Genomic DNA, 18,037 nt, shown 5'->3' with positions numbered 1-18,037 from the left:
TAAAAATCTGTTCAGTTGCTGACAGTTTTATCTGAGCGATGACGGGCGATAAAAGAATAAAAAAGTCTTCTTTATTACCTTAGGTAATATTAAAACGGATCACAGCGCGATCGTCCCGCGCAAGAACACGTGAGCGTAGCCGCCCAGCAGCGTGCGGTCCCCTTGCAGTTCGCAGAACAGCTCGCCGCCACGCGCCGAAATCTGCCGGGCGTGCAACCGATGGCGGCCGAGACGCGCCGCCCAGTAGGGCATCAGCGTGCAGTGCGCGGAGCCGGTGACCGGGTCTTCACCGCCGTCGAGCGTGAAATAGCGCGAAACGAAGTCCACGGTGTCACCCGGCGCGGTGACGATCACCGCGCGGCCGGCCAATGCGATCAGCGCCGGGATGTCCGGCCGCAGCGCGCGCACCTGCGCCTCGTTTTCAAGCACCACCAGCAGCGCTTTCGCCTGCCACACTTCCTGCGGCTGCACGCCCAGCAGCGCCGCGAGGCCCGCCGGTTCGGCGACTTTCTGCGGCGGCCTGGCGGGGAAATCAAGCACCAGCCGCTCCCCGTCCCGCTCATCGCGCTTGACGAACAGCTCGCCGCCGGCCGATCTGAAGCGAATATCCTTCAGCGCCGGGTTAACCGCGCTGAACATCACATGCGCCGCCGCCAGGGTGCCGTGGCCGCAAAGATCGACCTCGCGTTCCGGGGTAAACCAGCGGATGGCGGTCATGTCGCCGTCATCCCAGACAAAGCTGGTCTCCGACAGGCCGATCTCGTTAGCGATCGCCTGCAGCCGCTCCGCCGGCAGCGGCTGCGTCAGCAGGCAGACCCCGGCCGGGTTGCCGCGCAACCCTTCGCCGGTAAAGGCGACCACGTGATAATAGTTTTCCGCCATCGTTCACTCCTTAATGCCAGATCAGTAACACACAGGCTGCAGTCAACAACCCCATGGAAACGTTGAAGATAACCCAGGCCTTTTTACTGCGCAGCAGGCGGCCAATCAGGGTGCCGAACGCCAGCCAGATAATGCCGGCGACGATGTTCACCACCACAATGCCCAGCGCGATCGCCGCAATGGAACCGTTGTACTTATCGCCCGCCAGGCTGAAGCTCGCCACCGCCCCAAGCGCCATCAGCCAGGCTTTCGGGTTGAGGAACTGCAGCAGCCAGCCCTGATACAGCCGCACCGGCTGCGGTGGCGCCACGTCGGTTTCCAGCTTTTCATAGGCGGCGGTGGCGACTTTCCACGCCAGCCACAGCAGGTACAGGCTGCCGAGGATTTTCAGGATCAGGTGCAGCGACGGGTAGACCAGGATCAGGCTGCCGACGCCGAACGCCACCAGCAGCAAGATGCTTTGCATGCCGAGCATGATGCCGACCATCAGCCACAGCGATCGCATAAAGCCGAAGTTAGCGCCGGAGGTGGTCAGCAGCAGATTATTGGGGCCAGGCGTGATGGCGGCGACCCACAGGAAGCCCAGCATCGAAAGGAATAAACTCGGTTCCATGGCACGGGTGCTCCTCACCCAAGGCGCTTTTTTGCAGTATCATTGATAATTCTTGGTATTGAAGCTAACAGTGCGCTAGGGATCTCACAATAGCCGCCCACAACATTTTACTCAGCCTATGCCTAACACCTTTCGCCCTCTGACAGGGGCCAGTAACCCGCACCTGCAAACGCTGTTGCCGCGGCTGGTGCGCCGCCGCGTGTTATTGAAACCGCATTGGCAACGGCTGGAATTGCCCGACGGCGATTTCGTCGATCTCGCCTGGAGCGAGGATCCGGCGCAGGCGCGCGACAAGCCGCGCGCGGTGCTGTTTCATGGCCTGGAAGGCAGCTTCTACAGCCCCTACGCGCATGGCCTGCTCAACGCCTGGCGCGAGCGCGGCTGGCTCGGCGTGGTGATGCACTTTCGCGGCTGCAGCGGCGTGCCCAACCGCAAGCAGCGTATCTACCACTCCGGTGAAACCGAAGACGCGCGCTTCTTTCTGCGCTGGCTGCGCGATAGCTACGGCGAGGTGCCGACCGCGGCGGTAGGCGTTTCGCTCGGCGGCAACATGCTGGCCTGCTATCTGGCGCAACAAGGCGCCGACAGCCTGCTGCAGGCGGCGGTGGTGGTCTCGGCGCCGCTGATGCTGGAACCCTGCGCCTACCGCATGGAGCAAGGCTTCTCCCGCGTTTATCAGCGCTACCTGCTGGGGCAGCTGAAACAAAACGCCACCCGCAAGCTGTTGCACTACCCGGACACTCTGCCGCTCAAACTGTCACAGCTGAACGGGTTGCGACGCATCCGCGAATTCGACGACGCCATCACCTCGCGCATTCACGGCTTCAGCGACGCCACCGACTATTATCGCCGCTGCAGCGCCCTGCCGCTGTTGCCGTCTATCCAGACGCCGCTGCTGATCATCCATGCGAAGGACGACCCTTTCATGACCCCTGAGGTGATCCCCGACGTCGCCGGCCTGCCGCGCAATATCGAATATCAGCTGACTGAGTTCGGCGGCCACGTCGGCTTCGTCGGCGGCACGCTGAAAAAACCGCACATGTGGCTGGAGCATCGCATTCCGGCCTGGCTTTCCCCTTATCTGGACATTCCGACGTGATTATTCCCTGGCAAGAACTGGCAACCGACACCCTGAACAGCCTGATCGAATCCTTTGTGCTGCGCGAAGGCACCGATTACGGCGAACACGAACGCTCGCTGGAGCAGAAGGTGGAGGACGTGCGCCGCCAGCTGAAAAACGGCGAAGTGGTGCTGGTGTGGTCGGAACTGCATGAGAGCGTCAACATCATGCCGCGCGGCCAATTCCGCGCCGGGCAGGAAGAAATTTAGTGGCGCCCGGTTCTATGACTGACGGAAAAAATCAGGTAACAATGGGACATTGCAAACCAGCGCGCACCATTTTTTCCTGACATAGAGAGCGTCAACAAGAGCCACAATAATCCCCTGACGCCGGCGCATTCAACACGGAGTGACAACCATCATGTCTGCCAAACATCCCGTTATCGCGGTGACCGGTTCCAGCGGCGCCGGCACCACCACCACCAGCGTGGCGTTCCGTAAAATCTTCCAGCAGCTCAATATCCGCGCCGCCGAACTGGAGGGCGACAGCTTCCACCGCTATACCCGGCCGGAAATGGACGCGGCGATCCGCAAGGCGCGCGATCTGGGCAGACACATCAGCTATTTCGGCCCCGAGGCCAACGACTTCGGCCTGCTGCAGCAGAGCTTTATCGACTACGGCAAAAACGGCACCGGCCGTTCGCGCAAGTATCTGCACACCTACGACGAAGCGGTGCCCTACAATCAGGTGCCGGGCACCTTCACCCCGTGGGAGCCGCTGCCGGCGCCGACCGACGTGCTGTTCTACGAGGGGCTGCACGGCGGCGTGGTCACCGAGCACCATGACGTGGCCAAACACGTCGATCTGCTGGTCGGCGTGGTGCCGATCGTCAACCTGGAATGGATCCAGAAGCTGATCCGCGATACCGGCGAACGCGGCCATTCCCGCGAAGCGGTGATGGATTCGGTGGTGCGCTCGATGGAAGACTACATCAACTACATTACGCCGCAATTCTCGCGCACCCACATCAACTTCCAGCGCGTGCCGACGGTGGACACCTCCAACCCGTTCGCCGCCAAGGCCATTCCCTCACTGGATGAAAGCTTCGTGGTGATCCACTTCCGCGGCCTGGACCAGATCGACTTCCCCTACTTGCTGGCGATGCTGCAGGGATCGTTTATCTCGCACATCAATACGTTAGTGGTGCCGGGCGGCAAAATGGGGCTGGCGATGGAGCTGATCATGGCGCCGCTGGTGCAACGGTTGCTGGAAGGCAAGAAGATCGAATAAATGCGTTGAGCGCGGCGCCGGCCGCGCTCCGCCTCAATTACGCCGGTTGGCGGATCTCGAAGCTGTGGGTTACCGTGGCGGCCTTGTTGAGCATCAGCGCCACCGAACAGTATTTCTCCGCCGACAGGTTCACCGCACGTTCGACGATCTTGTCGGTCAGATCCTGGCCGGTCACGATGAAGTGCAGGTTGATATGGGTGAACAACCGCGGGGCTTCTTCGCGGCGCTCGGAGGTCAGCTTCACCTCGCAGTCACGCACGTCGTTGCGCCCCTTTTGCAGAATGGATACCACGTCGATCGCGCTGCAGCCGCCCACCGACATCAGCACCATCTCCATCGGGCTGGGCGCTTTATCACCGGCGTTGCCGTCCATCAGCACCTGGTGGCCGGAGGCCGATTCACCCAAAAACGTTAACCCTTCCACCCACTTAACTCTTGCCTGCATTCTGGTCACTCCGGTTGATTTCTTAAAATCAGAGTACGCTTTCGCATAGAAACAGGCAACGTAACCTGATGCTAATCATGCTGAAGCGAGACAACACGAGACACCCGCCTTACTCTGTGCTACAAACAGAGCCGCAATAAATCTTTCCGGGACACTGAATTTCAGGGAAACGCCCAGAGAAAGGCTCCTTTACCGGTATGTTAACAGAATGTAGCTTGCAGCGCTTACGGCAAGTTAATATGCTAGAGCGACAGCGTATTTTTATGACACGCCTCAAAACTTGCCGGTAGCCCTCGCTCATGACTGCGGCTACAGGCGGGTTTTACAGGGAACTCTGACCCCTGTGACACAAGGCAGCGATAACAACAGAGGATAACAGCGAATGGTTCTCGGCAAACCGCAAACAGACCCTACTCTCGAATGGTTCCTGTCTCATTGCCATATCCACAAATATCCATCGAAGAGTACGCTGATTCACCAAGGTGAAAAGGCCGAAACGCTTTACTACATCGTGAAAGGCTCCGTCGCGGTGCTGATCAAGGATGAAGAAGGTAAAGAGATGATCCTGTCCTACCTCAACCAGGGGGATTTCATCGGCGAGCTCGGATTGTTCGAAGAAGGCCAGGAGCGCAGCGCCTGGGTTCGCGCGAAAACCGCCTGTGAAGTGGCCGAAATTTCCTACAAGAAATTCCGCCAGCTGATCCAGGTGAACCCGGACATCCTGATGCGTCTGTCCGCCCAAATGGCGAGCCGCCTGCAGGTCACCTCCGAAAAAGTGGGCAACCTCGCCTTCCTGGACGTGACCGGCCGCATCGCGCAAACCCTGCTGAATCTGGCGAAGCAACCTGACGCCATGACTCACCCGGACGGCATGCAGATCAAGATCACCCGTCAGGAGATCGGCCAGATCGTCGGCTGCTCGCGTGAAACCGTTGGCCGTATTCTGAAAATGCTGGAAGATCAAAACCTGATTTCCGCCCACGGCAAAACCATTGTCGTCTACGGCACCCGTTAATCCCCGAAGAAACGGCGCAGTCTGCGCCGTTTTTTTATCTGCTCTCTGCCATGTGGCGCCGCCTGATCTACCACCCGGAAATCAACTACGCACTGCGACAAACGCTGGTGTTGTGCCTGCCGGTGCTGTTCGGCTTGTTAATAGGCCAGCTGCAGCTCGGCCTGATGTTCTCTCTGGTGCCCGCCTGCTGCAATATCGCCGGTCTGGACACGCCGCATAAGCGCTTCTTTAAACGGCTGATCGTCGGCGGCTCGCTGTTCGCCTTCAGCAGCGTGCTGCTGCAACAGGCACTGCTGTGGCACGTGCCGCTGCCGGCGCTGATGCTGGGCCTGGCGCTGCTGCTCGGCGTCACCGGCGAAATCAGCCCGCTGCACGCCCGGCTGTTGCCGGCGGCGCTGGTGGCCGCCATTTTCGCCCTCAGCACGGCCGGCACGGTCCCCCTCTGGCAGGCGCCGCTGCTGTACGCGATCGGCACCGTCTGGTACGGCTTATTCACCTGGTTCTGGTTCAAGCTGTGGAAAGAACAGCCAATGCGCGAGACGCTCAGCCAGCTCTATCTGGAGCTGGCGGACTATTTCGAAGCCAAATACTCGTTGCTGACCCAGCACACCGATCCGCAAACCGCGCTGCCGCCGCTGCTGGTACGCCAACAAAAGGTGATGGATCTGATCAGCCTTTTATACCAACAGCTCAATTTCCTGCCGCATGCCAACAACCTCGAACAAAAGCGCCTGCAGCGCGCCTTTCAGGTAGCGATGGATCTGCAGGAGCACATCACCGTCAGCCTGCATCTGCCGGAGGAAGTGCAAAAACTGGTGGAGCAGAGCCAGGCCGAAGCGATCATTCGCCGCAACGCTCAGGTGATCGCCGGCCGGCTGCGCGTGGTGGCGCACGATATTCTCTACCATCAACATTCGAAGCGCTTCTCCATGAGCCACGAACTGGCGGCGCTGGAAAAAATGGCGGCGCAGCATCCCGATAACCCGGTCGGCCAGTTTTGTTATTACCACTTCAGCCGCATCGCCCGCCTGCTGCGCACCCAGCATCCGCTGTATCGCCGCGATCTGATGCCCGGCCAGCACCGCCTGCCGTTTTGGCCGGCGCTGGCCAGCTACCTGTCGTTCAAATCCACCGCCCTGCGCAACGCCGCGCGGCTGGGGGTGACGCTGGCGGTCGGCAGCAGCCTGGGTGCGGTCTTCAACCTGCCGAAGCCTTACTGGATCCTGCTCACCATCATGCTGGTGAGCCAAAACGGGTATAACGCCACCCGGGTGCGTATTCAGCACCGTGCGCTGGGCACGATTGCCGGGCTATTGCTGGCGGCCGGTCTGTTGCAGCTGCAGCTGCCGGAAGGAGAAACGCTGAGCATCATGCTGGTGATCACGCTGCTGGCCTACCTGGTTTCGCGCAAGAACTACGGGCTGTCGGTGATTGGCTTTACGGTCACGGCGGTTTACACCCTGCAGCTGCTGGCGCTGAACGGCTCGCATTTTTTGGTGCCTCGTCTGATCGATACGCTGATAGGCTGCGTGCTGGCGTTCGGCGGCACCATTTGGCTGTGGCCGCAGTGGCAAAGCGGGCTGCTGCGCAAGAATGCCCATCAGGCGCTGGAGAACGATCAAGCCGCGCTGCGGCTGATGCTGAAGCAGCCGGAACCGGATGCCACCGCGTTGGCCTATACCCGCATGCAGGTCAACCAGGCGCACAACGCGCTGTTCACCTCGCTCAATCAGGCGATGCAGGAGCCGGGGTTCGCGTCGAATTATCTGGCGGACATGCGGCTGTGGGTCACGCACAGCCAGTTCATCGTCGAACACCTGAACGCCATGACCATTTTGGCGCGCGAGCACTACATGCTGACGCCGAAACTGGCGCAAGCCTATCTGCAAACCTGTGAAATTGCGCTGCAAAGCTGCCAGCAGCGGTTGGAATACGACGGCCCGAGCAGTGACAACAGCGGCATCATGCAGCCGCCGGATCTGCATCCGGACATGCCCGTCACCGAGATGGAACGTCATTTGCGGCGCATTTTGTCGCACCTGAGCGTGATGCACACCATTTCGTCGCTGGCCTGGCGCCAGCGCCCGCACCACGGCATCTGGCTCAAGCGCAAACTGCGCGATCAATAAGGGCGCGGCATGCCGCGCCCCGTTATTCGCCGCACGGGCTTCAGGCGTTGATCACATCCTGCACCGCCAGCTCGAACAGCACCATGCCAGCCTCGATGTCCTGCAGCTCCACCACCAGCGACGGCGCGAAACGGATCACGTTCGGCCCGGCATTGAGGATCATCAGCCCACGCGCGGCGGCGGCGGTGAGGAAATCGCGCGCTCTGCCGTGATAATGCGGCGTCAGCTCGGCGCCGAGCAGTAACCCCATGCCGCGAATGGCGGTGAAAATACCGTATTTATCGCCGATATCCTGCAAAGCCTGCACATACAGCGCGTGGCGCTGTTCGATGCCGCTCAGCACTTCCGGCGTATTGATCACATCCAACGCCGCCTCCGCCACCGCGCAGGCCAGCGGGTTGCCGCCGTAGGTAGTGCCGTGGGTGCCCACCTGCATCACCGACGCAATCTCTTCGGTGGTCAGCATGGCGCTCACCGGGAAGCCGCCGCCCAGCGCCTTGGCGGTGGTGAGAATGTCCGGCGTCACGCCATAATGCATATAGGCGAACAGCTTGCCGCTGCGCCCCATGCCGCTTTGCACTTCGTCGAACACCAGCAGCGCCTGATGTTGGTCGCACAGTTTGCGCACGCCTTTGAGGAAGCCGGCGTCGACCGGCGTAATGCCGCCCTCGCCCTGAATCGGCTCCATCACCACCGCGCAGGTGTGGTCGTCCATCACCGCTTTCACCGCCGCCAGATCGTTGAACGGCACGTGCACGATGTCGGCCGGCTTCGGCCCGAACCCGTCGGAATATTTGGCCTGCCCGCCCACCGACACGGTGAACAGCGTGCGGCCGTGGAACGCGTTATAGAAAGCGATGATTTTGGTTTTATAGGGGCTGTGGCGGGTGATGGCGTAATGACGCGCCAGTTTGAACGCCGCTTCGTTGGCCTCTGCGCCGGAGTTGGCGAAGAACACCCGATCGGCGAAGGTGGCGTCGATCAGTTTGCTCGCCAGGCGCAGCGCCGGTTCATTGGTAAAGACGTTGCTGGTATGCCACAGAGTCTCACCCTGACGTTTGAGCGCCTCGACCAGCGCCGGATGGCAGTGCCCCAGCGCCGTCACCGCGATGCCGCCGGAAAAATCGATGTACTCTTTTCCCTGCTGATCCCAGACCCGGCTGCCTTGGCCGCGCACCGGCACAAACTGGGCCGGTGCATAAACAGGCAGGATCACCTGGTCAAAGGTGCTGCGGCTCACTGCGGATTTTTCAGTCATTTTCGGCTCCACCCTGAAGGTTTTTCAGCGCTATCGTAATGTTAGATTGAAAACATAATCACGAAATATGCATAAAAAACCAATCAAGCGCAAACGCAAAACGCCTGACGAGCGAAAAAAACGCATCGGGATTAACGGTTGAGGAAGTTATCCAGCAGCTGATGGCCCTGCTCGCTGAGCACGCTTTCCGGATGGAACTGCACCCCTTCCAACGCCAAAGTGCGGTGGCGGATGCCCATGATCTCGTCGCGCACGCCGTCGCGTTCGCTCCAGGCGGTCACTTCAAAACAGTCCGGCAGCGTATCGGCTTTCAGCACCAGCGAGTGATAGCGGGTCACGGTCAGCGGATCGTTCAGGCCGCGAAACACGCCGACGCCCAGATGGCGAATGGCCGAAGTTTTGCCGTGCATCACCGCGCGGGCGCGCACCACCTCGGCGCCGAACGCCTGCCCCAGCGCCTGGTGCCCCAGGCACACGCCAAGGATCGGCAGTTTGCCGGCGAAATGACGAATGGCGGCCAGCGAGATACCCGCTTCGTTCGGGGTGCAGGGGCCGGGGGAAATCACCAGATGCTGCGGCGCCAGCCGCTCGATATCGGCCAGCTGCAGCTCATCGTTGCGCTTCACCACCACCTCGGCGCCCAACTCGCAGAAGTACTGGTAAAGGTTATAGGTAAAGGAGTCGTAGTTATCGATCAGCAGCAGCATGTCAGGTCCGGCAGAGAAAAACGCCGCCATAGTTTACTGATTTAACCCGCCGCTGCCGACGATAATTTCCGCTTACTTTTTACGGCCGCCGGTGATCGAGCCCAGCACGCCGCGCAGGATCTGGCGGCCGAGATCGCGCGCCATGCTCTTGGCGGCGGTCTGGACGATGCCGTCGCGCTTGCCGCCGCGCGGGCCGGTGGAACCGAACAACAGCTCGTTCAAACCATCCATCAGGCCGCCGCCCGCCTGCTGTTGTTGCTGTTGCGTCTGCGGTTGTTGCCCCTGCTGCGGGGTGCCGATGGTGGCGAAACCGCCCGACGACAGCTTCTCGTAGGCGGACTCGCGGTCAATCATGTCTTCATAGCGGCCATACAGCGGCGACTTGTTAATCGCGCTGTTCAGCCCTTCCGCGCCGAGCATGCCCATCTTGGATTCCGGCGCGATGACCATCGCCCGCTCCACCACGTTCGGCCGGCCCTTTTCGTCGAGGAATGACACCAGCGCTTCGCCCACGCCCAGCTCGGTGATCGCCGTTTCGGCATCGAAGGCCGGGTTGGCGCGCAGGGTTTGCGCCGCCGTCTTCACCGCCTTCTGATCGCGCGGGGTAAAGGCGCGCAGCGCATGCTGCACGCGGTTGCCCAACTGGCCCAGCACGCTGTCCGGGATGTCCAGCGGGTTCTGGGTGACGAAGTAAATGCCGACGCCTTTGGAGCGGATCAGACGCACCACCTGTTCAATCTTGGTCAGCAGCGCCGCCGGCGCATCGTTGAACAGCAGGTGCGCCTCATCGAAGAAGAACACCAGCTTCGGCTGTTCAGGGTCGCCCACTTCCGGCAGGTGCTCAAACAGCTCGGCCAGCAGCCACAGCAGGAACACCGAATACAGCTTCGGCTGATTGATCAGCTTGTCCGCCGCCAGCAGATTGATCACGCCGTGGCCGTTGGCGTCGGTTTTCATCAGATCGTTGATGTCCAGCATCGGCTCGCCGAAGAACTGGTTGGCCCCCTGCTCTTCCAGCGTCAACAACCCGCGCTGAATGGCGCCGATAGAGGCGGCTGAGATATTGCCGTACTGGGTTTGGAATTGTTTGGCGTTGTCGCCGACGAACTGCACCATGGCGCGCAGGTCTTTCATGTCCAGCAGCAGCAGCGCATTGTCATCGGCGATTTTGAACACAAGCTGCAGCACGCCGCTTTGCACCTCGTTCAGATCCAACAGGCGCCCCAGCAGCAGCGGCCCGAGATCGGAAATGGTGGCGCGGATCGGGTGACCCTTTTCACCGTAAATATCCCACGGGATAATGGTGCAGGCCTGCGGTTGCCAGTCGGTGACGCCAATCGCCGCCAGGCGCGCCTGCAGTTTTTCGGAAGGCACGCCCTCGGCGCCGATGCCGGACAGATCGCCCTTCACATCCGACAGGAACACCGGCACGCCGATGCGTGAGAACTGTTCGGCCATTTTCTGCAGCGTCACCGTCTTGCCGGTGCCGGTTGCCCCGGTGATCAAGCCGTGGCGGTTGGCCAACGCCGGCAAAATCACCAGATCCTGTTCCGGTTTTCCGTCTTTCATCGCCTTGGCGATAATCCGTGGTTCACTCATTTTCTGTTCCTTTGACGCTGACCGCAGCGCGAAACGCGCCTGTTGATGCAATAAAGCTATAAGCGCCGCGTAACCCCGTCAAGGACAAACAAAAAGGGCGCCGTCGGGGCCTGATGAATTCAGATTGTGCTTAGCGTCAGAGCGTCTTTGCTTGAACAATAAAGCACCAGTGTTATAGTGAGCATTACGCTGTATATACGAGGTAAATACCATGTCTGAATCTACCGTGGTAATCCGCGTGGATGACGAGTTAAAAACCGCTTTCGCCAGCGCGGCAAAGGCCGCCGATCGCACGGCTTCGCAACTGCTGCGCGATTTCATGCGCGAGTTTGTCAGCCGCCAGGCGCAGCAGGAAGAGTACGACCAGTGGTTAAAGGAAAAGGTCGAGGTGAGCCGCAAGGCGTTGCGTGAAGGCAAGTTCGCCGACGATGAAGAGGTGGCTGCTTATTTCGCCGAACGCAGAGCTAAATCAACGCAATAAAACACAAAAGGACTTTTGTGAAACTGACATGGACGGTACCCGCCATCGCCGATCGTCTGGCGATTTATGAATGGTTGGAACTTAAAAATCCGGCCGCCGCCGCAGAAAATGATGCAAAAATCGCTGACGCGGCGGCACGCCTCGTGCATCATCCTACCAGCGGGAAAACGGGTCGGATAGCCGGCACGCGCGAGCTGGTCATCTCCCCGTCCTATCTGTTGGTCTATGAATGGGCGGCTCAACGCGTCATCATATTGGCCATCGTGCATACTCGCCGCCGGTGGCCGCCGGCATAGTCACCCCCGCAGCCCCAGTTGCTCCTTCAGCGCTTTCAAATAGCGCCGGCTGACCGGCACCGGATCGCCGGCGGACATGATCATCTCTGCCGCACCGCCCTCTTCGAAGCGGATCTCGCGCACCTGCTCCAGGTTGACCAGATACTGCCGATGGCAGCGCACCAGCGGCGTACGGCTTTCCAGCGTGCGCAGCGTCAATTCGGTGAAACACTCCATGCCGTCGCTGCGCACCACGAATACCCCACTCAGCTTGGAACGGATCGCCAGCACTTCATCGAACCGCAGCAGATAGATGCGGCTGTGGCCGGTGCAGGGAATGTATTTCAGGTAGCCGGCGCTCTCATCCAGCGCCGTCACGTCTTGCGGCGCACTGCGCTGCCGCAGACGTTGCAGCGTCTTGCTCAGCCGCGTCGGCTCCGCCGGCTTCAGCAGATAATCGAAGGCGTGCTCCTCGAATGCCTGCACCGCGTATTCGTCGTAGGCGGTCAGAAACACGATGTGCGGCATACGGTTGGGATCCAGCATGCCGACCATTTCCAGCCCGCTGATGCGTGGCATCTGGATATCGAGAAACACCACGTCCGGCTGCAGCCGATGGATCTGGCTGATGGCTTCGATGGCGTTGGCGCACTCGCCGATAATCGAGATCCCCGCCTCGGCCTCCAACAGATGGCGCAGGTTGTCGCGCGCGGAAGGTTCATCGTCAACAATCAGTGCGTTTAACATCAGGCTGCCCTCTCCATAGGGACATTAAGCGTAATGCGGGTGTAGGCGTCCGGTCGGCAATCCACCTGCACGCCATAGCCTTCGCCGTAGCGCACGCGAATGCGTTTATCCACCAGGTTCATCCCCAGCCCGCTGCAGTTCGGTTTCGGCTGGAACAGCCCGGCGTTGTCCGTCACCTGCAACAGCAGATGCTCGCCTTCGCAGCAGGCGCCGATTTCGATACGGCCCACGCCCAACAGATGCGAGGTGCCATGCTTGATGGCATTCTCGACGATCGGCTGCAGCGAAAACGCCGGCAGCCGCGCCGCCAGCAGCGCCTCCGGCAGCGATACCGCAATCTCCAGCCGATCGGCGAAGCGCGCTTTCTCTATCTGCAGGTAGGCGTTCACATGTTCAATTTCGTCCGCCAGGCTGACTTCGTCATCCGAACGTTTGAGGTTTTTACGAAAGAAGGTCGAGAGGGACTGCACCAGATCGCAGGCGCGCTCGCCATCGCGGCGGATCACCGCCACCAGGGTATTCAAGGCATTGAACAGGAAATGCGGATTGACCTGCGCATGCAGCAGCTTGATCTCCGACTGCGCCAGCAGCTGCTTGTGGCGCTCGTACTGTCCGGCCATGATCTGCGCCGACAGCAGGCTGGCGATGCCTTCGCCCAGCGTACGGTTGATGGTGCTGAACAGCTGGCTTTTCGGTTCATACAGCTTGATGGTACCGATGACCCGCTGGTTTTCGCCGCGCAGCGGGATCACCAGCGTCGATCCCAGCTTGCAGGCCGGATTGATCGAGCAGCAGTAAGAGAGCTGATTGCCGTCGGCGTACACCACCTCGTTGTTGTCGATGGCGCGATGCGAATGCACCGAGGCGATCGGCGTGCCCGGCAGGTGGTGATCGTCGCCGATGCCGATAAACGCCAGCAGCTTGTCGCGATCGGTGATCGCCACCGCGCCGATGCCCAGCTCCTGATAAATCACCCGGGCGACCTTCATGCTGTTTTCCTGATCAAAGCCCTGCCGCAGGATGCCCTCGGTGCGCTCGGCGATCTTCAACGCCTTGGAAGAGAAAGCGCTGGTGTATTTCTCGAACATCGCGCGCCTGTCCAGCAGGATTTGCATAAACATCGCCGCGCCGACGGTATTGGCGATCATCATCGGCAGCGCGATGTGTTCCACCAGCTGCAACGCCTCGTTATAAGGGCGCGCCACCGCCAGAATGATCGCCATCTGCAGCACTTCCGCCACCAGCGCCACGCCGCCGACGAACAGCGGATTGAACAGCAGCTCGATGCGCCCCCGGCGCATGGCGATGCTGTGTACGATGCCGCCGACCAGCCCTTCCGATACCGTGGAGATCGCGCAGGCCACGTCGGTCATGCCGCCGAGCGTATACCGGTGCAGACCGCCGGTCAGCCCGACCAGAAAGCCCACCGACGGCCCACCCAGCAGCCCGCCCAGGACCGCGCCTATCGCACGGGTGTTGGCGATCGAATCCTGAATATGCAGCCCGAAGTAGGTGCCCATGATGCAGAACACCGAGAAGATCACGTAGCACAGCAGCTTGTGCGGCAAGCGAATGGTCACCTGCATCAGCGGAATGAACAGCGGGGTTTTGCTCAGCAGATAGGCGATAACGAGATAGACGCACATCTGCTGCAACAGCAACAGCACCTGGTTAAATTCATACATGGCAGCAACTCATCCAGAGACAACAAGGGGCGAACGCCGGATTTCCGGTCTGGTTATTGTCTGCCGATTAGAGCATGGGGCGCGGGAGAAAACAGTGATGAAGGCAAGGCTTCGGGAGGAAGGACGGCCGACCCCGGCGGGATCGGCCAAAAAATTTACGGCAGCACCTTGGCCGACAGAATCACCACCGGCTTGGTCGGCACATTCTGGTAAGGGCCGACGTTGCCGGTCGGCACCTGAGCGATCTTGTCCACGACGTCCATACCTTTCACCACTTTGCCGAACACCGCGTAGCCGAAGTCGCGCTGGCCGTGATCCAGGAAGGCGTTATCCGCCACGTTCAGGAAGAACTGGCTGGTGGCGCTGTCCTTGTCGGCGGTGCGCGCCATCGAGATGGTGCCGCGCAGGTTGCGCAGGCCGTTGTCGGCTTCGTTCTTGATCGGCGCCTTGGTGGATTTTTGCTGCATGTCAGCGGTGAAACCGCCGCCCTGGATCATGAAGCCCGGGATCACGCGGTGGAAAATGGTGTTGTTGTAGTACCCGCTGTTCACGTAATCGACGAAGTTCTGGGTGGAAACCGGTGCCTTCTGGCTGTCGAGCGCCAATTCGATATTCCCCGCCGAGGTCGTCAGCATGACATGGGTCTCACCGGCGGCGAGTGCGGCTGGTGCCACTGCGGACAGGGAACACAGCGCGACGAAGGTCACTAAAGTACGTTTGAACATTAACGGGTCCTTTCTCTGAGAGACAAACAACGGAAAAGCGCTTTGATTCTAAAGAGCTGTATCGGCAAGTGCCAGCCATTTACCTATATTTACCCAATTACGGGACATATCCTAGGCGGCCCTGAATTTTGCTGCGGAAAGTATGGGCGCAGAAGGCTTTTTTGCCAACCGCATCACGCATTTTTTGCCCCGTGCCGCCCCGGGGCGGTTTTTGCGATCTGCCTCCCAGTTTGCACACGCATTGTCGTTACTCTATATAAATGAGAGCGCTCTCATTATAAAAAGAACGGATATTGAAGCATCCCACGGCGGCATCGCCGCGCAACCCCTGGAGAAATGACGTGAGTGAATTGATGACTGAAGTCAGCCCCGAGTTTGAAAGCACCATCATGGAACTGCTGGTGTTCTCCGGCAGCGCGCGCAGCAATGCGTTGATGGCGTTGCGACAAGCGCGCGCCGGCGACTTCGCCGCCGCAGCCAAACACATGGCCGAATCCAAAGAGTGGGTGAAGAAAGCGCACCTGATCCAGACCGAGCTGATCGGCCTGGACGAAGGCTGCGGCAAGCTGGCGATCAACCTGATCACGGTACATGCGCAGGATCATCTGATGAACGCCATGGTGATCCAGGATCTGGCCGACGACATGATCGAGCTCTATCGCCGTCAGTCGCTGACGGAGGGCCGCCCATGAGCACGCTCAAAATCGCCGTGATTGGCGGCGGCAGCAGCTACACTCCCGAGCTGGTCGATGGGCTGATCCAGCGCATCGAGGAGCTGCCGGTCACCGAACTAGCGCTGGTGGACGTCGAGCCAGGCCGCCAAAAAGTGGAAACCATCGCCGCCCTGACGCGCCGCATGCTGGCGCGCCATGGGCTGGAACAGGTGAAGGTCAGCGTGCACTTCGCGCTGGACGACGCCATTCGCGGCGCCGCTTTCGTGCTGACCCAGTTCCGTGTCGGGCAACTGCCGGCGCGCGCCGCCGACGAACGGCTGGGCCTCAAATACCAGCTGCTCGGCCAGGAGACCACCGGCGTCGGCGGCTTCGCCAAAGCGCTGCGCACCATTCCGGTGATGCTGGATATCGCCCGTCGGGTGGAAAAGCTGGCGCCGGACGCCTGGATCATCAACTTCACCAACCCGGCCGGTATCGTCACCGAGGCGGTGTCTCGCTTTACCAAAGCGAAGATCATCGGCCTGTGCAACGTGCCGATCAGCATGCATCACATGATCGCCAACATGCTGCAGGCGCCTTACGCCGACGTGCAGCTGCGGTTCGCCGGCCTGAACCACATGGTCTGGGTGCATCAGGTCACGCAGCAGGGGCGCGACGTCACCGGCAAAGTGATCGACATGCTGTGCGACGGCGCGGCGCTGACCATGAACAACATCAAGGAAGAGCCCTGGCAGCCGGACTTCCTGCGCGCGCTCGGCGCGATCCCCTGCCCGTACCACCGCTATTTTTACCAGACCCGCGAGATGCTGGCGGAAGAGATGGCCGCCGCCGGCGAGCGCGGCACCCGCGCCGAGCAGGTGATGCAGGTAGAAAAAGAGCTGTTCGAGCTGTATGCCGATCCGCAGCTGAACACGAAACCGGAACAGCTCAGCTTCCGCGGCGGTTCTTTCTATTCCGAGGTTGCGCTGGAGCTGATTCGTGCTATCCATAATAATCTCGGCACGCAATTAGTGGTCAACACCGCAAACCGCGGCGCAATCCATGGCCTGCCGGACGATGCTGTGATAGAAATCAACTGTATCGTCGATGCCCAAGGCGCGCATCCGCTGACGTTCGGCCCGCTGTCGGAGCCGATGCAGGCGCTGACGCAGCAGGTGAAAGCCTACGAACGCCTGACCATCGAGGCCGCGGTGCACGGCGATCGCCGCAGCGGCTTGCTGGCGCTGATCGCCAATCCGCTGGTGGGCAACGCCAACCTGGCGCAGCCGTTGCTGGACGAGGTGTTGACAATAAACGCGCCGTATTTGCCGCAGTTCAGGTAAGCGCCTGCGCACGGTATGACAGGGGTTCGGCGCGCCGAACCCATTTTTTTATCCGTAATCAGGAGTTGGACGATGGTGACACTGGAAGATGTCGCGGCGCTGGCGGGCGTATCGCGCGCCACCGTATCGCGGGTAGTGAACGGCGACAGCAACGTCAAAGCGCCGACCCGCGAGAAGGTTGAACGCGCTGTCGCCCAGCTCGGTTACACCCCCAACCCGGCGGCCCGCGCGCTCGCCTCCAGCCACAGCAATACCCTCGGGCTGGTGACCACGTCGTATCGCGGCGGCTTCTTCGGCGCGCTGATGGACTTCGTGCAGACCGAGGCCGAATCCCACGGCAAGCAGCTGCTGGTGACCCAGGGACGCAACAGCGCCGAAAACGAATGGCAGGCGGTGCAGCGGCTGTTCAGCCTGCGCTGCGACGGCGTGATCCTGCACGTGCGTTTTCTCAGCGACGATCGGCTGCGCCAGCTGGCGGCGGAGCAACGTCATTTCGTGTTGCTCGATCGGCTGGTGCCGGGGCTGGAAGACCGCTGCGTCACCTTCGATCACCCGCTCGCCAGCCGCATGGCGACCCAGCAGTTGCTCGATGCCGGGCACCGGCGCATCGCCTGCATCAGCGGGCCGCGCGAGCGGCCGTCGAGCCGCCTGCGGCTGCAAGGGTTTGAAGAGGCGATGCAGGCGGCGAATATCGAGCCGGTGGCCTGTCTGGAGGGCGTTTACGATCTGGAAAGCGGTTACCGCTGCGCCGATCGCCTGCTGCAGCAAGCCGCACGGCCCAGCGCCATCTACTGCTGCAACGAAGAGATGGCGATCGGCGCGCTGCTGGCGATCAACGAGCACCGCCTGCGGGTGCCGCAGGATATCTCCTTGATCTGTTACGACAGCGGCGAACGCGCGCCTTTTGTACGCCCGGCGTTGAGCAGCGTACATTTTCCCATCAGCGAGATGGCCCAATACGCGGCGCGCAGGCTGATCGACCCCACCACCCCGGCGCACCAATTTGAACCGACGATCGTCAACCGTGATTCCATTGTGACGGTACGCAAATAGATCACAATAATGCGTACCCTCCCTTCATAGGTTGCATCAAAAAATCGACAACCATCACAAAAAATCCCGTTGTCTGT

General features: G+C 60.7%; 19 protein-coding genes. 10 read left to right on the top strand and 9 right to left on the bottom strand.

Annotation, left to right across the window (positions count from 1 at the left end):
• Positions 1–99 precede the first annotated feature (99 nt).
• Together ACJ8OK_RS20550 and ACJ8OK_RS20545 are read right to left on the bottom strand one after the other, a co-directional pair.
• Complete coding sequence (locus tag ACJ8OK_RS20550; RefSeq protein WP_442530926.1) at positions 100–882, bottom strand: PhzF family phenazine biosynthesis protein; 783 nt, start codon at positions 880–882, stop codon at positions 100–102.
• A 10-nt stretch (positions 883–892) separates the two neighbouring features.
• On the bottom strand, positions 893–1,495 hold the full coding sequence (locus ACJ8OK_RS20545) for a LysE family translocator (protein ID WP_015379281.1): 603 nt from the start codon (positions 1,493–1,495) through the stop codon (positions 893–895).
• A 118-nt stretch (positions 1,496–1,613) separates the two neighbouring features.
• On the opposite strand from ACJ8OK_RS20545, the gene ACJ8OK_RS20540 reads away from it, so the two are divergent.
• From ACJ8OK_RS20540 to ACJ8OK_RS20530, 3 genes are all read left to right on the top strand, one after another.
• Positions 1,614–2,594 (top strand): hydrolase, encoded by a 981-nt coding sequence (locus ACJ8OK_RS20540; protein WP_015379282.1) that lies wholly within the window; start codon positions 1,614–1,616, stop codon positions 2,592–2,594.
• Complete coding sequence (locus ACJ8OK_RS20535; RefSeq protein WP_004930376.1) at positions 2,591–2,824, top strand: YheU family protein; 234 nt, start codon at positions 2,591–2,593, stop codon at positions 2,822–2,824. The genes ACJ8OK_RS20540 and ACJ8OK_RS20535 overlap by 4 nt, the downstream gene beginning before the upstream one ends.
• A 151-nt stretch (positions 2,825–2,975) precedes the next feature.
• Complete coding sequence (locus tag ACJ8OK_RS20530) at positions 2,976–3,845, top strand: phosphoribulokinase (protein WP_004930374.1); 870 nt, start codon at positions 2,976–2,978, stop codon at positions 3,843–3,845.
• Positions 3,846–3,882: 37 nt separating this feature from the next.
• Here ACJ8OK_RS20530 and ACJ8OK_RS20525 read toward each other — a convergent pair whose 3' ends face one another.
• A complete protein-coding gene (locus ACJ8OK_RS20525; protein WP_004930372.1) occupies positions 3,883–4,290 on the bottom strand; it encodes an OsmC family protein in 408 nt (135 codons plus the stop codon).
• A 382-nt stretch (positions 4,291–4,672) separates the two neighbouring features.
• Between ACJ8OK_RS20525 and crp the strand changes: the two genes are divergently transcribed.
• Both crp and ACJ8OK_RS20515 read left to right on the top strand, forming a co-directional pair.
• A complete protein-coding gene (gene crp / locus ACJ8OK_RS20520; protein ID WP_004090925.1) occupies positions 4,673–5,305 on the top strand; it encodes a cAMP-activated global transcriptional regulator CRP in 633 nt (210 codons plus the stop codon).
• 50 nt (positions 5,306–5,355) lie between these two features.
• Positions 5,356–7,434 (top strand): YccS/YhfK family putative transporter, encoded by a 2,079-nt coding sequence (locus tag ACJ8OK_RS20515; protein WP_033631934.1) that lies wholly within the window; start codon positions 5,356–5,358, stop codon positions 7,432–7,434.
• Between the two features lie 40 nt (positions 7,435–7,474).
• Here ACJ8OK_RS20515 and argD read toward each other — a convergent pair whose 3' ends face one another.
• The 3 genes from argD to ACJ8OK_RS20500 form a co-directional block, all read right to left on the bottom strand.
• Positions 7,475–8,692 (bottom strand): bifunctional acetylornithine/succinyldiaminopimelate transaminase, encoded by a 1,218-nt coding sequence (gene argD, locus ACJ8OK_RS20510; protein ID WP_033631933.1) that lies wholly within the window; start codon positions 8,690–8,692, stop codon positions 7,475–7,477.
• A 131-nt stretch (positions 8,693–8,823) separates the two neighbouring features.
• On the bottom strand, positions 8,824–9,399 hold the full coding sequence (locus ACJ8OK_RS20505) for an aminodeoxychorismate synthase component II (RefSeq protein ID WP_076741292.1): 576 nt from the start codon (positions 9,397–9,399) through the stop codon (positions 8,824–8,826).
• A gap of 72 nt (positions 9,400–9,471) precedes the next feature.
• A complete protein-coding gene (locus ACJ8OK_RS20500) occupies positions 9,472–10,998 on the bottom strand; it encodes a helicase HerA-like domain-containing protein (protein ID WP_004930359.1) in 1,527 nt (508 codons plus the stop codon).
• 211 nt (positions 10,999–11,209) lie between these two features.
• Here ACJ8OK_RS20500 and ACJ8OK_RS20495 point away from each other — a divergent pair, with 211 nt between their 5' ends.
• The gene (locus ACJ8OK_RS20495) at positions 11,210–11,479 is read left to right on the top strand and encodes a hypothetical protein (RefSeq protein ID WP_004930356.1); all 270 of its coding nucleotides are present in this window, start codon (positions 11,210–11,212) and stop codon (positions 11,477–11,479) included.
• Positions 11,480–11,496: 17 nt separating this feature from the next.
• Positions 11,497–11,775 carry a type II toxin-antitoxin system RelE/ParE family toxin gene (locus tag ACJ8OK_RS20490; RefSeq protein ID WP_033631928.1) on the top strand — a complete coding sequence of 93 codons (279 nt, stop codon included), beginning with the start codon at positions 11,497–11,499 and terminating at the stop codon, positions 11,773–11,775.
• Here ACJ8OK_RS20490 and btsR read toward each other — a convergent pair whose 3' ends face one another.
• The 3 genes from btsR to ppiA all read right to left on the bottom strand — a co-directional run bounded on the left by btsR (position 11,776) and on the right by ppiA (position 14,911).
• Positions 11,776–12,501: a two-component system response regulator BtsR gene (gene btsR / locus ACJ8OK_RS20485; RefSeq protein WP_004930351.1), complete on the bottom strand. Its 726-nt coding sequence runs from the start codon at positions 12,499–12,501 to the stop codon at positions 11,776–11,778. It lies immediately after the preceding gene.
• Positions 12,501–14,186 carry a sensor histidine kinase gene (locus ACJ8OK_RS20480; protein ID WP_004930349.1) on the bottom strand — a complete coding sequence of 562 codons (1,686 nt, stop codon included), beginning with the start codon at positions 14,184–14,186 and terminating at the stop codon, positions 12,501–12,503. Before ACJ8OK_RS20480 ends, btsR begins: the two co-directional genes overlap by 1 nt.
• 155 nt (positions 14,187–14,341) lie before the next feature.
• The gene (gene ppiA / locus ACJ8OK_RS20475; RefSeq protein ID WP_015379288.1) at positions 14,342–14,911 is read right to left on the bottom strand and encodes a peptidylprolyl isomerase A; all 570 of its coding nucleotides are present in this window, start codon (positions 14,909–14,911) and stop codon (positions 14,342–14,344) included.
• Between the two features lie 353 nt (positions 14,912–15,264).
• On the opposite strand from ppiA, the gene ACJ8OK_RS20470 reads away from it, so the two are divergent.
• From ACJ8OK_RS20470 to ACJ8OK_RS20460, 3 genes are all read left to right on the top strand, one after another.
• Entirely contained in the window at positions 15,265–15,603 is a 339-nt protein-coding gene (locus ACJ8OK_RS20470) for a PTS lactose/cellobiose transporter subunit IIA (RefSeq protein ID WP_004930342.1), read from the top strand.
• A complete protein-coding gene (locus ACJ8OK_RS20465) occupies positions 15,600–16,907 on the top strand; it encodes a 6-phospho-beta-glucosidase (protein WP_166730408.1) in 1,308 nt (435 codons plus the stop codon). The genes ACJ8OK_RS20470 and ACJ8OK_RS20465 overlap by 4 nt, the downstream gene beginning before the upstream one ends.
• Positions 16,908–16,979: 72 nt before the next feature.
• Positions 16,980–17,960: a LacI family DNA-binding transcriptional regulator gene (locus tag ACJ8OK_RS20460; protein WP_004930339.1), complete on the top strand. Its 981-nt coding sequence runs from the start codon at positions 16,980–16,982 to the stop codon at positions 17,958–17,960.
• The last annotated feature ends 77 nt before the right edge of the window (positions 17,961–18,037 follow it).

Source organism: Serratia sp. CY71090 (genome assembly GCF_052166845.1).
GTDB lineage: Bacteria > Pseudomonadota > Gammaproteobacteria > Enterobacterales > Enterobacteriaceae > Serratia > Serratia nematodiphila.
The sequence above is the reverse complement of the archived record's forward strand: the minus strand, read 5'-3'. Positions and strand labels throughout refer to the sequence as shown.

Excerpts from the sequence above, each read along its gene's own strand:
- ppiA (WP_015379288.1), bottom strand. The coding sequence starts at position 14,911 with ATGTTCAAACGTACTTTAGTGACCTTCGTCGCGCTGTGTTCCCTGTCC.
- ACJ8OK_RS20470 (WP_004930342.1), top strand. The coding sequence starts at position 15,265 with ATGACTGAAGTCAGCCCCGAGTTTGAAAGCACCATCATGGAACTGCTG.
- ACJ8OK_RS20540 (WP_015379282.1), top strand. The coding sequence starts at position 1,614 with ATGCCTAACACCTTTCGCCCTCTGACAGGGGCCAGTAACCCGCACCTG.
- ACJ8OK_RS20545 (WP_015379281.1), bottom strand. The coding sequence starts at position 1,495 with ATGGAACCGAGTTTATTCCTTTCGATGCTGGGCTTCCTGTGGGTCGCC.
- crp (WP_004090925.1), top strand. The coding sequence starts at position 4,673 with ATGGTTCTCGGCAAACCGCAAACAGACCCTACTCTCGAATGGTTCCTG.
- ACJ8OK_RS20525 (WP_004930372.1), bottom strand. The coding sequence starts at position 4,290 with ATGCAGGCAAGAGTTAAGTGGGTGGAAGGGTTAACGTTTTTGGGTGAA.
- ACJ8OK_RS20500 (WP_004930359.1), bottom strand. The coding sequence starts at position 10,998 with ATGAGTGAACCACGGATTATCGCCAAGGCGATGAAAGACGGAAAACCG.
- ACJ8OK_RS20505 (WP_076741292.1), bottom strand. The coding sequence starts at position 9,399 with ATGCTGCTGCTGATCGATAACTACGACTCCTTTACCTATAACCTTTAC.
- btsR (WP_004930351.1), bottom strand. The coding sequence starts at position 12,501 with ATGTTAAACGCACTGATTGTTGACGATGAACCTTCCGCGCGCGACAAC.
- argD (WP_033631933.1), bottom strand. The coding sequence starts at position 8,692 with ATGACTGAAAAATCCGCAGTGAGCCGCAGCACCTTTGACCAGGTGATC.
- ACJ8OK_RS20460 (WP_004930339.1), top strand. The coding sequence starts at position 16,980 with ATGGTGACACTGGAAGATGTCGCGGCGCTGGCGGGCGTATCGCGCGCC.
- ACJ8OK_RS20515 (WP_033631934.1), top strand. The coding sequence starts at position 5,356 with ATGTGGCGCCGCCTGATCTACCACCCGGAAATCAACTACGCACTGCGA.
- ACJ8OK_RS20530 (WP_004930374.1), top strand. The coding sequence starts at position 2,976 with ATGTCTGCCAAACATCCCGTTATCGCGGTGACCGGTTCCAGCGGCGCC.
- ACJ8OK_RS20465 (WP_166730408.1), top strand. The coding sequence starts at position 15,600 with ATGAGCACGCTCAAAATCGCCGTGATTGGCGGCGGCAGCAGCTACACT.
- ACJ8OK_RS20550 (WP_442530926.1), bottom strand. The coding sequence starts at position 882 with ATGGCGGAAAACTATTATCACGTGGTCGCCTTTACCGGCGAAGGGTTG.
- ACJ8OK_RS20495 (WP_004930356.1), top strand. The coding sequence starts at position 11,210 with ATGTCTGAATCTACCGTGGTAATCCGCGTGGATGACGAGTTAAAAACC.
- ACJ8OK_RS20480 (WP_004930349.1), bottom strand. The coding sequence starts at position 14,186 with ATGTATGAATTTAACCAGGTGCTGTTGCTGTTGCAGCAGATGTGCGTC.